Annotated in this window: 15 protein-coding genes; 11 read left to right on the forward strand and 4 right to left on the reverse strand. The window is 72.0% G+C overall.

What is annotated here, in order from left to right; all coding sequences use genetic code 11:
• The first annotated feature begins 76 nt into the window (after positions 1–76).
• Together DEJ20_RS17660 and DEJ20_RS17665 are read left to right on the forward strand one after the other, a co-directional pair.
• Positions 77–1,516: a DUF4832 domain-containing protein gene (locus DEJ20_RS17660; protein ID WP_111234543.1), complete on the forward strand. Its 1,440-nt coding sequence runs from the start codon at positions 77–79 to the stop codon at positions 1,514–1,516.
• A 113-nt stretch (positions 1,517–1,629) separates the two neighbouring features.
• Complete coding sequence (locus DEJ20_RS17665) at positions 1,630–2,085, forward strand: DUF3817 domain-containing protein (RefSeq protein ID WP_035809287.1); 456 nt, start codon at positions 1,630–1,632, stop codon at positions 2,083–2,085.
• A gap of 126 nt (positions 2,086–2,211) precedes the next feature.
• Here the strand turns inward: DEJ20_RS17665 and DEJ20_RS17670 are convergent, their stop codons facing one another.
• Entirely contained in the window at positions 2,212–4,422 is a 2,211-nt protein-coding gene (locus tag DEJ20_RS17670; protein WP_284183358.1) for an NADP-dependent isocitrate dehydrogenase, read from the reverse strand.
• Positions 4,423–4,615: 193 nt separating this feature from the next.
• Between DEJ20_RS17670 and DEJ20_RS17675 the strand changes: the two genes are divergently transcribed.
• Both DEJ20_RS17675 and DEJ20_RS17680 read left to right on the forward strand, forming a co-directional pair.
• Positions 4,616–4,981, forward strand: a complete 366-nt coding sequence (locus tag DEJ20_RS17675; protein ID WP_111234541.1) for a hypothetical protein — start codon at positions 4,616–4,618, stop codon at positions 4,979–4,981.
• Positions 4,982–5,008: 27 nt separating this feature from the next.
• Positions 5,009–6,700 (forward strand): cation:proton antiporter, encoded by a 1,692-nt coding sequence (locus DEJ20_RS17680; RefSeq protein ID WP_111234540.1) that lies wholly within the window; start codon positions 5,009–5,011, stop codon positions 6,698–6,700.
• A 16-nt stretch (positions 6,701–6,716) separates the two neighbouring features.
• Here DEJ20_RS17680 and DEJ20_RS17685 read toward each other — a convergent pair whose 3' ends face one another.
• Positions 6,717–7,211: a hypothetical protein gene (locus DEJ20_RS17685; protein ID WP_111234539.1), complete on the reverse strand. Its 495-nt coding sequence runs from the start codon at positions 7,209–7,211 to the stop codon at positions 6,717–6,719.
• 162 nt (positions 7,212–7,373) lie between these two features.
• On the opposite strand from DEJ20_RS17685, the gene DEJ20_RS17690 reads away from it, so the two are divergent.
• From DEJ20_RS17690 to DEJ20_RS17700, 3 genes are all read left to right on the forward strand, one after another.
• Positions 7,374–8,492, forward strand: a complete 1,119-nt coding sequence (locus DEJ20_RS17690; protein ID WP_181431458.1) for a M23 family metallopeptidase — start codon at positions 7,374–7,376, stop codon at positions 8,490–8,492.
• 145 nt (positions 8,493–8,637) lie between these two features.
• A complete protein-coding gene (locus DEJ20_RS17695) occupies positions 8,638–9,912 on the forward strand; it encodes a hemolysin family protein (RefSeq protein WP_111234537.1) in 1,275 nt (424 codons plus the stop codon).
• Between the two features lie 429 nt (positions 9,913–10,341).
• Positions 10,342–11,253 (forward strand): helix-turn-helix transcriptional regulator, encoded by a 912-nt coding sequence (locus DEJ20_RS17700; RefSeq protein ID WP_071406260.1) that lies wholly within the window; start codon positions 10,342–10,344, stop codon positions 11,251–11,253.
• Positions 11,254–11,298: 45 nt separating this feature from the next.
• On the opposite strand, the gene DEJ20_RS17705 is transcribed toward DEJ20_RS17700, so the two are convergent.
• A complete protein-coding gene (locus tag DEJ20_RS17705) occupies positions 11,299–11,502 on the reverse strand; it encodes a hypothetical protein (protein WP_017887883.1) in 204 nt (67 codons plus the stop codon).
• Positions 11,503–11,540: 38 nt separating this feature from the next.
• On the opposite strand from DEJ20_RS17705, the gene DEJ20_RS17710 reads away from it, so the two are divergent.
• Both DEJ20_RS17710 and DEJ20_RS17715 read left to right on the forward strand, forming a co-directional pair.
• The gene (locus DEJ20_RS17710) at positions 11,541–12,293 is read left to right on the forward strand and encodes a class I SAM-dependent methyltransferase (protein ID WP_111234536.1); all 753 of its coding nucleotides are present in this window, start codon (positions 11,541–11,543) and stop codon (positions 12,291–12,293) included.
• A 168-nt stretch (positions 12,294–12,461) separates the two neighbouring features.
• Positions 12,462–12,944 carry an FBP domain-containing protein gene (locus DEJ20_RS17715; RefSeq protein ID WP_071406263.1) on the forward strand — a complete coding sequence of 161 codons (483 nt, stop codon included), beginning with the start codon at positions 12,462–12,464 and terminating at the stop codon, positions 12,942–12,944.
• 82 nt (positions 12,945–13,026) lie between these two features.
• Here the strand turns inward: DEJ20_RS17715 and DEJ20_RS17720 are convergent, their stop codons facing one another.
• On the reverse strand, positions 13,027–14,013 hold the full coding sequence (locus DEJ20_RS17720) for an aldo/keto reductase (RefSeq protein ID WP_111234535.1): 987 nt from the start codon (positions 14,011–14,013) through the stop codon (positions 13,027–13,029).
• Positions 14,014–14,124: 111 nt separating this feature from the next.
• On the opposite strand from DEJ20_RS17720, the gene DEJ20_RS17725 reads away from it, so the two are divergent.
• A complete protein-coding gene (locus DEJ20_RS17725) occupies positions 14,125–14,361 on the forward strand; it encodes a hypothetical protein (RefSeq protein ID WP_111234534.1) in 237 nt (78 codons plus the stop codon).
• A gap of 127 nt (positions 14,362–14,488) precedes the next feature.
• The gene (locus DEJ20_RS17730) at positions 14,489–15,034 is read left to right on the forward strand and encodes an acyl-CoA thioesterase (RefSeq protein WP_111234533.1); all 546 of its coding nucleotides are present in this window, start codon (positions 14,489–14,491) and stop codon (positions 15,032–15,034) included.
• The last annotated feature ends 31 nt before the right edge of the window (positions 15,035–15,065 follow it).

Genomic DNA, 15,065 nt, shown 5'->3' on the forward strand with positions numbered 1-15,065 from the left:
TCAGATCACATTCGCGCAGGACGGCAGCGCCAGGGGGCGCCGATCACCGTCCGCGCCGAGGACAGGGGCTCGTCCGATGCCGCACCGCACCATCACCACCGTCGCACTCGCGGCGGCACTCGCGCTCGCCGTACCGACCACAGCATGGGCCTCGTCGCCCACCGGCCATCCGGCACGGACCGCGACGACCTCGACCGTGACCTACACGGCGAGCGACGCGGTCATCCCGAACCCCTCGCGCGGGTTCGACCACACCACCGAGACGCACTACCGGGCCGACGGCACCGGGTACACGCCGCTCGACGCCGCGACGCTCCGCGGCTACCGCGCCGAGGGTGTCACCCAGGTCGTCCGGGTGTTCTACATGGAGGCGTTCGTGCAGCAGCGGCGCATCAGCCCGGCCTGGCTGCGGCTCGTGCAGCGCGACTACGACACCGCACGTGCGGCCGGTGTGGGCGTGATCACCCGGTTCGCGTACGTGCAGGGCGGCGCGTACCCGTACACGGCGCCCTACGGCGACGCCGACCTGCCGACCGTGCTCGCGCACATCCAGCAGCTCACCCCGACGCTCCGCCGGAACGCCGACGTCATCCCGACCCTGCAGCAGGGGTTCATCGGGCTCTGGGGCGAGGGCTACTACACCGACCACTTCGCCAGCGACCCGGCGAACCCGGGCGCGCTGACCGAGGCCGACAAGGACGCCCGACGGCAGGTCCTGCGGGCCGAACTCGCAGCCCTGCCGTCCAGCCGCTCGGTCCAGGTCCGCAAGATGCAGATGAAGCAGGACGCACTGCGCACGCCGTCCGGCACGGCCGGGGCGCTCACCCCGGCGCAGGCGCACGACGGGTCGGCGGCGTCGCGGATCGGGCACCACAACGACTGCTTCCTCGCCTCGCCGGACGACTTCGGCACGTTCCTGAGCGACCCGCTGTCACTCGACCAGGACTACCTGGCCGCCGAGTCGCGGTACGTCCCCGTCGGGGGCGAGACCTGCGCCGTGAACGCGCCGCGGTCCGAGTACCCGTCCGCCTCGGCCGAGATGGCGAAGTACCACTACAGCTACCTCAACCTCGACTACAACAAGGACGTCCTGGCGACCTGGGGCGCTGACGGCATGACCGACGCCGCGAAGAAGCTCGGCTACCGCTTCACGATGACCTCGAGCACCGTCACCACCGGTCGCACGCCGTCGGTCGCGGTGTCGGTGCGGAACGACGGCTGGGCGGCGCCGTACAACAGCCGCCCGGTGCAGCTCGTCCTCACCGACGGGCACCGCAGGGTCACCGTGCCGGTGCGTGCGGACGCGTCGTCGTGGCAGCCGGGACGGAGCGTGACCGTCCGGGCGTCGCTCCCACACCTGCCGAAGGGCCGCTGGGACGTCGCCCTCGCCCTGCCGGCACCTGAACGCTCGGTGGCGTCGAACCCGGCCTTCGCGATCCAGACCGCGAACACCGGCACGTGGGACGCACGCGCCGGCGTGAACCGCCTGGGCCAGACGGTGGTCGTGCGGCACTGACCTGACGTCGAGGGCGCCCCGGGTCGACGGCCCGGGGCGTCCTGCTGTCGGTGGGCGCCCTGCAGGCCGGGGCGTCCTGCTGTCTGTCAACCGGGTCCGCCACCATGGAGGCCATGACTCCGCGCTCCCTGTTCCGCGCCGCCGCGGTCGCCGAACTCGTGACCTGGACCCTGCTCATCCTCGGGATGGTGCTCAAGTACGGCTTGGACGCCGGCGATTGGGGCGTCCGCATCGGCGGTGGGGTGCACGGCTTCGTGTTCCTGGCGTACCTGGTGGTCACGACGGTCGTCGCGGTGAACCAGCGGTGGTCGTTCGGGGCGCTCGTGCTCGGCTGGGCGAGTGCCGTCGTGCCGTACGCCACGGTGCCGTTCGAGGTCGCGGTCGCCCGCCGCGGCATGCTCGAGGGGTCCTGGCGACGCTCGCCGGACGCCCACTCGGGGTTCTGGGATCGTCTGCTGTTCTTCGTGGTGCGTCGGCCCGCCGTGGCCGCCGGCATCGGGGTCGTGGCCGTCGCCCTGGTCTTCACCGGGCTGCTGGCCGCCGGCCCGCCCGTGCCGTCCCGCGGCTGACGCCCCGCGCGTCCCCTGTCACTTCGTGAGCAGGAACGGTCGGGTTCGTGGTGCGGACGCGACCACGGACGGACGGGAGGCCCGGTGCCAGCTGGCACCGGGCCTCCCGTCCGTCGGCTGGTGCGCCTAGAGCGCTGCCAGCGCTGCGTTCAACGTGGCGGACGGACGCATGACCGCGCTCGTCTTGGCGTCGTCGGGACGGTAGTAGCCGCCGATGTCCGCCGGGTGACCCTGCACCGAGACGAGCTCGTCGACGATCGTGCGCTCCTGCTCACCGAGCTTCGCCGCGAGGTCCGCGAACGACGACGCGAGCTCGGTGTCCTGGGTCTGCGCCGCGAGCTCTTCGGCCCAGTACTTCGCCAGGTAGAAGTGGCTGCCGCGGTTGTCGATCGAGCCGAGCTTCCGACCCGGGGACTTGTCCTGCTCGAGGAACGTCCCGGTTGCACGGTCGAGGGTCTCCCCCAGGATCTTCGCCCGCTCGTTGCCCGTCACACCGGCGAGGTGCTCGAGGCTGACCGCCAGTGCGAGGAACTCGCCCAGGCTGTCCCAGCGCAGGTAGTTCTGCTGCACGAGCTGCTGCACGTGCTTCGGCGCGGAACCGCCGGCACCGGTCTCGAACAGGCCGCCACCGCCCAGCAGCGGGACGACGGAGAGCATCTTCGCCGAGGTGCCGAGCTCCATGATCGGGAACAGGTCGGTCAGGTAGTCGCGCAGGACGTTGCCGGTGACCGAGATGGTGTCCTCGCCGCGGCGGATGCGCTCGAGCGAGAAGCGCATGGCGTCCTCGGGCGCGAGGATCTCGATCTGCAGGCCGTCGGTGTCGTGCTCGCCGAGGTACTGGCGAACGAGCCCGATGAGGTTCGCGTCGTGCGCACGGGTCTCGTCGAGCCAGAACACGGCCGGCGTCGCGGAGGCACGCGCGCGGGTGACGGCGAGCTTCACCCAGTCACGGATGGCGACGTCCTTGGTCTGGCAGGCGCGCCAGATGTCACCGGGCTCGACGTCGTGCTCGATGACGACGTCGCCCGAGGCGGTCGTGACGCGGACGACGCCGCCGCCGGGGAGCTCGAACGTCTTGTCGTGCGAGCCGTACTCCTCGGCCTTCTGCGCCATCAGGCCGACGTTGGGCACGGAGCCCATCGTCGACGGGTCGAAGGCGCCGTGGGCGCGGCAATCGTCGAGCACGGCCTGGTAGATGCCGGCGTAGCTCGAGTCGGGGATGACGGCGAGGGTGTCGTGCTCGTCGCCGTCCGGGCCCCACATGTGGCCCGAGGTGCGGATCATCGCGGGCATCGACGCGTCGACGATGACGTCGCTCGGCACGTGCAGGTTCGTGATGCCCTTGTCCGAGTCGACCATGGCGAGCTCGGGGCCGTCGGCGATGCCCTGCTTGAAGGCACGCTCGATCTCGGCGCCGTTCGGCAGCGCAGCGAGGCCGGCGAGGATCGAGCCGAGGCCGTCGTTCGGGGTCAGGCCCGCGGCGGCCAGGTCGGCGCCGTAGCGCTCGAACACCGACGGGAAGAACGCCTTGATGACGTGCCCGAAGATGATCGGGTCGGAGATCTTCATCATCGTGGCCTTGAGGTGCACGGAGAACAGGACGTCCTCGGCCGCGGCGCGCTCGATCTGCTTGCGCAGGAACGACTCGAGGGCGGCCACGTGCAGCACGGTGCCGTCGACGACCTCGCCCTGCAGCACGGGGATCGACTGCTTGAGGACCTGCTCGCTGCCGTCCTCGGCCACGAAGGTGATCGTCAGGACGTCGTCGGCGGGGGCGATCCAGGACTTCTCGTTCGACCGGAAGTCGTCGACGCCCATGGTGCTGACGTTCGTCTTCGAGTCACGCGACCAGGCGCCCATGCGGTGCGGGTGCTTGCGGGCGTAGTTCTTGACCGACAGGGGTGCGCGGCGGTCGGAGTTGCCCTCGCGCAGCACCGGGTTGACGGCGCTGCCCTGGACGCGGCCGTAGCGGGCGCGGACGTCGCGCTGCTCGTCGGTGGTGGCCTCGTCCGGGTAGTCGGGCAGGTCGTAGCCCTGCGCCTGCAGTTCCTTGATGGCGACCTTGAGCTGGGGGATCGACGCCGAGATGTTCGGCAGCTTGATGATGTTCGCCTCGGGGGTCTTCGCCAGGTCGCCGAGCTCGGCGAGGGCGTCGTCCAGGCGCTGCTCGTCGGTGAGCCGCTCCGGGAACTGGGCGATGATCCGGCCGGCGAGCGAGATGTCGCGGGTCTCGACGTCGACACCCGCGGTGCCGGCGAAGGCCTGGATGACCGGGAGGAAGGAGTGGGTGGCGAGGAACGGCGCCTCGTCCGTGAGGGTGTAGATGATCTTGGCCATGCTGGCGGGTACTCCCTTGTTCGACCGTCGGTACGTCCACGGTACTCGTGGCGCAGGATGTCTCGACATCAAGATACATGGACCCCGCTTCCGCGCGGCAGATGCTCGGCCGACATCCTGGAGGCGCACTGTCGACACATAGGAACGGTGCGTGGACTGGTCTTCCGCAGCACCAGAGCGAGGGAGAGCGCGCATGACCACCACACGGCAGACCCCGGACGACTTCGGCTGGACCGCGGAGGACCTGCGGTCCGCCTACGCCTCGGACGGCAGCGGGCCCTACCGGTACGCGCCGGACGGCTCCGGCCCGTTCTCGTACGACCCCGACGGCTCCGGTCCCTGGCTCGTCGGCCCCGAACCCCGACGGAGCACGAAACGGTTCGCGCCGCGTCAGCGTGGCAGCCGGTCGCGGTTGCGGCGGATCGGGACGGCCTGCACCGCCGGTGCGTTGGCGCTCGTGCTCGCCGTCGGCAGCGTCTCCGTCGTCGCGCACGCCGCTCCTCCACACCCGTCGGTGCAGGCGAGCGCCGTCCACGGTTCCGGACCCGACGGAGCCTGATCCGGCCGGTGGTGCCACCCTGGACCCGTGACCGAACTCCTCGTCGTGGGTGTCATCGCCCTGATCGCCATCGCGGGCGCAGCCGTGCTCGGCCCCCGCATCGGGATCGCGGCACCGCTCGTGCTCGTCGTCGTCGGGATCGTCGCGAGCCTGATGCCGTTCATCCCCCACGCGGAGATCGAACCGGAGTGGATCCTCGCCGGGGTCCTGCCGCCGCTGTTGTACTCGTCGGCGGTGTCGATGCCGTCGATGAACTTCCGGCGCGAGTTCGGCGCGATCAGCGGCCTGTCGGTCCTGCTCGTCGTCGCGTCGAGCCTGGTGCTCGGGCTGTTCTTCGCCTGGGTGATCCCGGGCCTCGGTTTCTGGTGGGGCATCGCCCTCGGCGCGATCGTCAGCCCGACCGACGCCGTCGCCACCTCGATCGTCAAGCAGACCTCGGTGTCACGCCGGGCGATCTCGATCCTCGACGGTGAATCGCTGCTCAACGACGCCACCGCGCTCGTGCTCCTGCGCACCGCCGTCGTCGCAGCGGCCGCGTCGTTCTCGTTCTGGGGGGCGCTCGGCGACTTCGCGGGTGCCGTGGCCATCGCCGTCGTCGTCGGGTGGTTCGTCGGCTGGCTGAACGTGTTCGTCCGCGCGCGCGTGCCGAGCGCCGCGGTGAACACGGCGCTGTCCTTCGCGGTGCCGTTCGTCGCGGCGGTCCCCACCGAGCACTTCGGCGGGTCCGGACTCGTCGCCGCCGTCGTCGCGGGCCTGTTCACCGGGATCGTCGGGCCGCGCAAGCTCCCTCCGGGGCACCGGCTGTCGGACGCCCAGAACTGGCAGACCATCGAACTCGTGCTCGAAGGCGCGGTGTTCCTGACGATGGGGCTCGAACTCTCGACCATCCTCGGCGACGTGCAGGACGAGCACACGGGTGTCGGACCGGCCCTCCTCATCGCCGTCGGGGCCCTCGTGCTCACCGTGCTCGTGCGGGCCGCGTACGTCGTCCCGCTGCTGCTCGCCCTGTCGGCGAGCGCCAAGCGCGGCGAGCGGATGCAGGGGCGCTTCGCCGAGATGCACGCCGGTGACCGCGACGCGATGAGCGAGGTAATCCGCGAGCACCGACCGGGCAACCGCGTCCCCTCGGAACGAGAGCTCGACCGCTTCACGACCCGCGTCCGCCGCACCCTGGCGGACATCGCGTACTACACGAAGGCGCCGCTGGGCTGGCGCGAGGGCACCGCCGTGGTCTGGGCGGGGATGCGCGGGGCCGTGACCGTCGCAGCTGCGCAGACCCTGCCGGAGGACACCCCACAGCGATCGCTCCTGGTGTTCGTCGCCTTCGCGGTCGCACTGCTGTCCCTGGTGGTCCAGGGCGGCACGATCGGCCCCCTGCTCCGACGCATCGCCGCCCCCGCACCGGACACCGCCGCGAAGGACACCGAGGAACGACAGCGTCTGCTCGACCTCATGCGCAGCGCGGCCGAACAGGTACCGCGCACCGGTGAACACCCCCCGGCCTCGCGCGGAGAACTCGAGGCGGCGGACCCAGCCGAGCTCCGCGCCTGGATGGGGCGCGAGAAGGCGCGACGCCTCGCGGTCCTCCAGGCGCAGCGCTCCGCGATCCTCGACGCCCGCGACGACGGCACGTTCGACGCCGAGGTGCTCGAGTCGATGCTGCAGAACCTGGACGCCGAGCAGATCGCCCTCGAACTGCGGGGCGCGCCGACCCGGTGACCTGCTCGGCGTCCGCTCAGTCGCCGATCGAGATGCGGAACACCCGGACGCCGGCGGCTCGGAGTCCGGCGAGCCCGAGCCGCATGCGCAGGGGCCGGAAGGGCCGGCGGAACCCGGACGACGCCGACGCCGCATCGATCTGGTGCAGGACCTCGGACGTCATGGTGCGCTCGAGCTTCGGTGCGAGCCGCGTGACCCCGGACACGGTGACGACGATGCGGACGGCGTGCGGCGCGAGCATCGGCGCGATGAGCTCGGCAGCCGCCTGCGCCCGGTGGAAGGCGGGGTCGTCACCCGGACGGCGGATGGCGATGACGGCCAGCGCCGCGTCCCAGGCCTCCTCCGGGTCCGGCAGGTCGTCGACCCCGATGACCCGCATCCGCGCGGCGTCGATCCCGGCACGCACGGCCGCGGCCCGGAGCACGGGCAGGAGTTCCTGGGTACCGGCCAGCACGACGTCGGCCGACGCCAGGTCGACCGTTCCGTACCGCTCACGCGGCGATCGGGCCATGGTGCGGGTCCTTCCGTCGCTTTCCCCTGACCGTACCGATGCGCAGGGCCCGGGGGACGCTCGAGGCCGTGGTGATCAGGCGCCTCCCAGCGCACTCGGTAACGAAAAGATCACGGAAGGGCCTGTACAAAGCGACAGAGTCGTGCAGAATGGTGGGCGGCCATGACGATTGCACCCGAACTCGACCAGCACCCGGAGACCCCGGTGGTGCACCTGTCCCGTCGCGCCGCCCTCGAGGCCGAGCGCGCAGCAGCCCGCGGATCGCAGCGTCGCAGCAAGGCGGCCCCGGTCGCGAAGGCGGCCAAGCCCGAGAAGCCGGCCGAGGCAGCGAAGGTCGCCAAGCCGGCGAAGGCCACGAAGCCGGCCAAGGCGCCGAAGGCCGCGAAGGTCGCCAAGCCGGTGAAGGCCGTCGTCCTCGCGACCGCGTCCTCGGCCACCGAGCCGGCCGGCCGCCGCTCCGCAGCCGCACGCGCCACCACCGAGCACGTCGACGACCGCATCCAGCGCGTCGTCCGTCGCCCCGCACCCAAGGTGACCCGCGTCGCCAGCGCACCCCGGGCCTCCCGGTCGGCCCGTGCCGGACGCATCACGCTCACCAGCGCCGCCGCCGCCATCGCGATGTTCGCCGCCTCGGCGATGCCCGCCCACGCGAGCGCCGGCACCTCGATGGCCACCTCGACCATCGCACCCATCGTGCGCACCCAGGACTACGCCGTGACCCAGGCGGTCACGGCCGCCGGGTTCGACCGTGACGGGTTCACCGTCGGCGGCGGCTCGACCGTCACCACGAAGACGGCTGGTTCCACCGACACCGCGGCGACCGCCGGAGGCGCCGTGTCGTTCGGCGGCGCGGTCCGCTCGCCGTTCCCCGGCCCCGTGCAGATGAGCTCCGGCTTCGGGTACCGCTCGGCACCGTGCGGCGCGTGCTCGTCGCTGCACCAGGGCCTCGACTTCACCCCGGGCATGGGCACGCCGATCGGCGCCGTCGCCGCGGGCGAGGTCCGGGTCTCGGGCACCTACTTCTCGTACGGCAACGCGGTCATCATCGACCACGTGGTCGACGGCCGTCAGGTGTCGACGCTCTACGGCCACATGATCCCCGGCTCCTCGCCGCTCAAGGTCGGCGACACCGTCGCTGCCGGGCAGTTCATCGGGCTCGTCGGGTCCTCCGGCGTCTCGACCGGTGCGCACCTGCACCTCGAGGTCCTGATGGACGGCGTCACGCCGATCGACCCGAAGGCGTGGCTCGAAGCCCGCATCGGTCGCTCACTCACCCTGTAGCGACCACTCCCCGTCACGACGCGGGATCCACAGCCGCTGTCGAGCGGCAGCACGGTGATGTCCCAGTCGGCCTGTGCAGACTCACAGGCATGGACGATCCCCACAGACCGCCCGCCCGTCGTCGATCCGAGGCGGCTGCCCGCTGATGGGCGCTGACACCTGGATCGCCTTCGGGCTCGTCATCCTCTTCGTGCTCGTCGGCGGGGTCTTCGCGGCCGCCGAGATCGCACTCGTCTCCCTCCGCGAATCCCAGCTGCAGCAGCTCGAACGCCGCGGCCCCCGCGGGATGCGGGTCGCCGAGCTCGGCCGTGACCCGAACCGGTTCCTGTCCGCCGTGCAGATCGGCGTGACCGTCGCCGGGTTCTTCTCCGCCGCGTACGGTGCGTCCTCGATCGCACCCGACGTCGCGCCGCTGTTCCAGGGGCTCGGCCTCGAGCAGGGCACGGCCGAAGCCGTCGCGCTGGTGCTGATGACCCTCGTCATCGCGTACCTGTCGCTCGTGTTCGGCGAGCTCGTGCCGAAGCGCCTCGCCCTGCAGCGTGCCGAGGGCTTCTCGATGGCCGTCGCCCCGACCCTGGAGCGCTTCGCGGTGCTGATGCGGCCGGTGATCTGGCTGCTCTCGAAGTCCACCGACACCGTCGTGCGACTGCTCGGCGGCGACCCGGAAGCCCGCAGTGAGTCGATGAGCACCGAGGAGCTCCGCGGCCTGGTCGACGAGCACACCGGCGTCGACGAGCAGGGACGCCGGATCGCCCGCAGCGCCCTGGACGCCGGTGACCGCATCCTGCGCGAGTCGATGCGCCCCTGGTACGACGTCTCGACGCTGGACGCCGGGCTCTCGGTCGCCGATGCCACGGACCAGGCCATCGCGGCCGGGCACACCCGGTACCTCGTGACCTCCGGCGGGCGCGACGAGGTCCAGGGCTTCGTGCACCTGCGTGACCTGCTGCGTCCGGTCGACCCCGCGGCCCCGGTCGCCACGCTCGTCCGGCCGGTGCTCGCCCTGCCCGAGACGAAGTCGCTGTCGAGCGCGATCGCGGACATGCGCACCGACGGCCACCAGATCGCCCTGGTGGTCGACGAGTACGGCGGCAGCGCCGGCATGGTCACGCTCGAGGCGCTGCTCGAGGACCTCGTCGGCCGCATCCGCGACGAGTGGGACTCCACCGAGTACGACGAGTCGGTGTTGGCGCACGACGGCGTCGACGGAGCCACGGTGCTCGAGGACCTGGCTGCGGACGGCGGCCCCGTCCTGCCGGACGGCGACTACGAGACCGTCGGTGGCCTCGTGCAGGTGCAGCTGGACCGCGTGCCCGAGGTCGGCGACGTGATCCTGGCCGGAGGCCACCGCCTCGAGGTGACCGCCATGGATGGTCACCGCGTCGCGCGGGTGCGCATCGGAGCCGACGCCGCGCCCTGACCGCGGGACAGAGCGGGGGGGGAAGCCCCTGGCGCAGGCGGTCGCAACACCCCGCGGGACGCCGGCGAACGGTCACAGGCCGTCGTCTACGGCGCCACCAGCCGACAGGTCGCGACCACCCGGCGGGCGGCACGCGACGTGTCGCGACCGGTCGGGCACGGCCGGTCACGCAACAGAACGCGACCAGACGGCGTACGGGAGGCGCGTGGCGGGGCCGCCCCGCGCCTCCCGTCCGCTCCGGGCGGTCGCAACACCCCGCCAGACGCCGACGAGCGGTCACAGGCCGTCGCCTGCGGCGCCACCAGCCGACAGGTTGCGACGGGACGGCGCACGGCCCGCGACGTGTCGTGACCAGTCAGCGACGGCCGGCGGCCCCGCCTCGGACCTCCCGCCTGCCGGACGCACGGCCCGGGCACGTACGCTCGTCGCATGGGTATCGACGTGCGCAACGAGATCCGCGACTTCCTGTCCTCCAGGCGGGCGCGGCTCACCCCCGAGCAGGTCGGCATGCCGTCGTTCGGCGGCGGGGTCCGCCGCGTGCCCGGGTTGCGGCGGCACGAGGTCGCCATGCTCGCCGGCGTCAGCGTCGACTACTACACGCGACTCGAGCGCGGCTCGCTCAAGGGCGTCTCGGACAGCGTGCTCGAGGGCCTGGCGAGCGCCCTGCAGCTCGACGAGGACGAGCGGGCGCACCTGTGGGACCTCACGCGCCTGGCGAACTCCGGCGCGAAGGTCATGCACCGGAACGTGCCGACCCGCGTGCGCCCCGGCGTGCAGCGGCTGCTCGACGCCATCACCGGCGCACCGGCCTGGGTGCGGAACGAGCGCGGGGACGTCGTCGCGACGAACGAGCTCGGCCGTGCGCTCTACGCACCGCTCTTCGCCGGCCCCGGACGCCCGGTGAACACCGCACGCTTCACGTTCCTCGACCCGGCCGCCCGCGACTTCTTCCCGGACTGGGCGCAGACCGCGAAGGACGCCGTGGCCGTGCTCCGGACCGCTGCGGTGTCGAACCCCTGCGAGCCGGGGCTCATCACGCTCGTCGGTGAGCTCTCCACCCGGAGCGAGGAGTTCCGCGGCTGGTGGGCCGCCCACGACGTCCGGATGCAGCGCACCGGCAAGAAGCGCATCGACCACCCGATCGTGGGGGAGCTGCGGCTGTCCTACGAGGCGCTCGACCTGGTCGCCGACCCCGGTCTGACGCTGTTCTCGTACTCGGCCGAACCGGGCAGCGAGTCCGAGCGGTCGCTCGCGCTGCTCGGCAGCTGGGCAGCGACGGAGCGGGCCGAGCAGTACGCGGCCCTGCGCGAGTCGGAGTCCGAGTCCGAGTCGGTCGACTGACCCGGCCCCCGGATCGCCGGGAGCGTCAGCCCCGAGGCCGGACCGTCACGCCTGGGGCGGCACGTCGCCGTCGAACAGCTCCGGCGAGCGCATCCGCTCGATGCGCAGCTGCCGCTCCGTCGCCGACAACCGCAGCACACGGATCGCGGCGAACACGAGCACGATGAGGGCGACGGCCAGCACGGCGAGCGCCAGCACGAACAGGGCGTAGAGGACGACGACGAATCCGAGACCACTGTCTGCGAGCATCCGTCGAACATAGCAGCGCGGGTTCGTAGGGTGGGGACGTGACGAGGACGACGGACGGCTCAGCAGGGGACGCGGACGACCGGCAGCACCGCCGGCCCGAACCCGCGTTCGCCCGCGCGGTCGCGAAGGCCCTCGGAGACGCCCGGACCGTGCTCGACATCGGTGCCGGTGCCGGTGCCGGTGCCGGTTCGTACGCGCCGACCGACCGCGACGTGACCGCCGTGGAGCCCGCCGGAGACCTGCGCTTCGCCGACGACACCTTCGACGCCGCGATGACGACCTTCTCGCTGCACGAGTGGCACGACCTCGAACGCGTGCTCGCCGAGGTGCGTCGGGTGACCCGGGGCCCCATCGTGGTCCTGACGTTCGACCCCGACCGCATCGAGCGCTCCTGGCTCGCCGAGTACGCGCCCGAGGTGCTGGCGGCGGACGCCCGTCGACATCCGGCACTGCCGCGGATCGCCGACGCGCTGAGCGACGACACCGTGACGAGCACCCCGTTGCCGATCCCGTTCACGTGCGTCGACGGGTTCGCCGAGGCGTACTACGCCCGCCCCGAGCGACTGCTCGACCCCGGCGTGCGCCAGGCGGACCCGGCGTGGGGCCTGGTCGACGAGTTCACCGTCCGGCGGTCGGTGGCAGCGCTCCGGACCGCGCTGGAGTCGGGGGAGTGGGACCGGCGGCACGGGTCGTTGCGGATCCGGCCGACGTACGAGGGCTCGGTCGTCCTGGTCACGGCGACACCGAACCGACCGCGGCCGAGCCGGGCCGGGCTTGACACCCGGTCGTAGGCTGGTCGGGTGAGCTTCCAGGAGGTGGTCGGCGCCCGGAGCGCCGGCATCAGGGCGTGAGGCCCTCGGTCGCGCCCTCGGGTGCGGCCGCCCTCGTCGAACCCTGACCTCCTCCGCCCGGTGCGGTGTGCGTCCGCACGCCCCGGGCCCGCACGAAAGCGATCACCCATGCTCCCCATCGTGGAGAAGACCCTCCGCACGTCCTTCGTCAACGCCTCGCGCAAGGAGGTGTCCGACCTCACGCTGCCCGCCGACTTCGAGACGCTCGACTGGGACGCGCTCGACTACCTCGGCTGGCGCGACCCGAAGATCGGTCGGCGTGCGTACGCCGTCGTGCCGACCCTGGACGGCGACCTGATCGGCATCCTGTTCCGGCAGGCCGAGGCCTCGCCCCGCTCCCGTGCCCAGTGCTCGTGGTGCCAGGACGTGAAGCTGCCGAACGACGTCGCGTTCTACAGCGCGAAACGGTCCGGGCCGGCCGGACGGAACGGCAACACCGTCGGCACCCTGGTGTGCCAGGACTTCCAGTGCTCGCGGAACGTCCGGAAGCTGCCGCCGCCCGCCTACGAGGGCTACGACGTCGAGGCCGCGCGCCTCCGGCGCATCGAGGACCTGCAGGTTCGGGCCGCGTCCTTCGCCGCCGAGGTCTGAGACGTCCGCAAACGCGACTGACGACGGACTGGAGGCCCGTGACGGATCCGCCACGGGCCTCCAGGCCGTCAACCGGTCGCGTCTACCGGCCGATGGTCGACATGTCGGGGTAGCGGTCACCGGTCGGGACCGGCAGCGCCGACAGGCGCGACAGCTGGTCCGCCGTGAGGGTCAGGTCGGCTGCGCCGACGTTCTCCTCGAGGCGGGAGACCCGCTTCGTGCCGGGAATCGGGACGATGTCGTCGCCCTGGGCCAGCAGCCAGGCGAGCGACACCTGCGCCGGGGTGGCGCCGGCCTCGGTGGCGATCTCCTTGACCGCGTCGACGATGCGCATGTTCTGCTCGAACGCCTCCTGCTGGAAGCGGGGGTTCGCCAGGCGGAAGTCGTCGGAGTCCAGGTCGGACGGCTTCGTGATGGCACCGGTCAGGAACCCGCGGCCGAGCGGCGAGTAGGGGACCAGGCCGATGCCGAGTTCGCGCAGGGTGTCGAGCACGTCGCCCTCGGGGTCCCGCGTCCACAGCGAGTACTCGCTCTGCAGCGCGGTGATCGGGTGGACGGCGTGGGCCTTGCGGATGGTCTCGGCGCCGGCCTCGGACAGTCCGATGTGTCGGATCTTGCCCTCCTGCACGAAGCCGGCGAGCTGGCCGATGACGTCCTCGATCGGGACGGCCGGGTCGACGCGGTGCTGGTAGTAGAGGTCGATGTGGTCCGTGCCCAGGCGACGGAGGGAGCCTTCGAGGGCCTCGCGCACGGACTCGGGCTGGCTGGAGATCCCGCGCTGCTGCGCGGGCGTCTCCTCACCGGCCTCGTGGTGGTACAGGCCGAACTTGGTCGCGATGACGACGTCGTCGCGACGGCCCTCGAGCGCACGGCGCAGGAGTTCCTCGTTCGTGTAGGGGCCGTACGCCTCGGCGGTGTCGAACAGGGTGACGCCGAGGTCGATCGCGCGGTGGATGGTGCGGATCGACTCGTCGTCGTCGGTGCCGGCGCCCGTGTAGAAGGCGCTCATGCCCATGGTTCCGAGGCCGATCGGGCCGACCTCGAGGTCTGCGAGCTTGCGTGTCTGCATGCTGCAGGTCTACTCCCGGTCCCCCTGACGGCGGGAGGCACTGGCTGTACCCGCCTCCGCACCACTACGCTGCGAGCGACGGGGCAGGCGCCCCGGGCTCGGGGGAGTGCCGTGGTCATCATCTGGATCGTCATCGCCGTGGTCGTCGTGCTCGGCGCCCTGCTCGTCGTGCTCGAGGTGCAGAACCGCCGCCGGCGGCGGGCGCTCGAGGCGATCGAAGACCTGTCGGATCCGCGTGACAGCGCACGCGCCACGGCTGAAGCCGATGCGGCGCACTCCAGGACCGAGGGGCTCGCCAAATCCGCACACCCCGGGATCACGGGCGCCGGCGGCGGCTTCCCCGGCTGAACAGCTCGACCCCACCGGTTGCCGATTGTCGGGAGCGGCTGGTCGTGTGTCGGCAGACGGCCGCGCGCTTCGTGAGGTTCCTCCAAGGTGCTCGCACGATTGCTCCGCGCACTGGTGTGATCGTCTCGTGAACCTGTACTTCCGACTGCTCCTGCTGCAGCTGCGCACCCGTCTGCGCGCTCGGGTGGGTGGGCGCCGCCGGGCGTCGCTCTGGGACGAGGTGCGGACGCCGTTCCGGGTGGTCCCGACCGACCTGGACCCGCTGCGCCACGTCAACAACGGCAAGTACCTGTCGATGCTCGACCTCGGTCGGCTCGACCTGATGCTCCGCTCCGGCTACTGGGCCGCGCTGGCCGAGCACGGCTGGTACCCCGTCGTCTCGGCGCAGACGATCACGTACAAGCGGTCGCTGACGCTCGGGCAGCGGTTCGAGCTCCGCACCCACGTGCTCGGGGTCGACGACCGTGCCGTGTACCTGGAGCAGACGTTCGTGCGACAGGGTGCCGTGATGGCCCGCGCCGTGGTGCAGGCCCGGTTCCTGCGGCGTTCCGGCGGGACCGTGCCGACCGCGGACCTGCTCGAGGCGGCGGGTGGGGCCGACCGCGACCTGACCCTGCCCGACTGGGTGCACGACTGGGCGAGCGCGACCCGGATCAGCAGCAGCGCGGCCTGACCCGCGGCCCGGGGACGGCGCGCGGTCCGGG

Source organism: Curtobacterium sp. MCSS17_005 (genome assembly GCF_003234225.2).
GTDB classification, from domain to species: domain Bacteria; phylum Actinomycetota; class Actinomycetes; order Actinomycetales; family Microbacteriaceae; genus Curtobacterium; species Curtobacterium flaccumfaciens.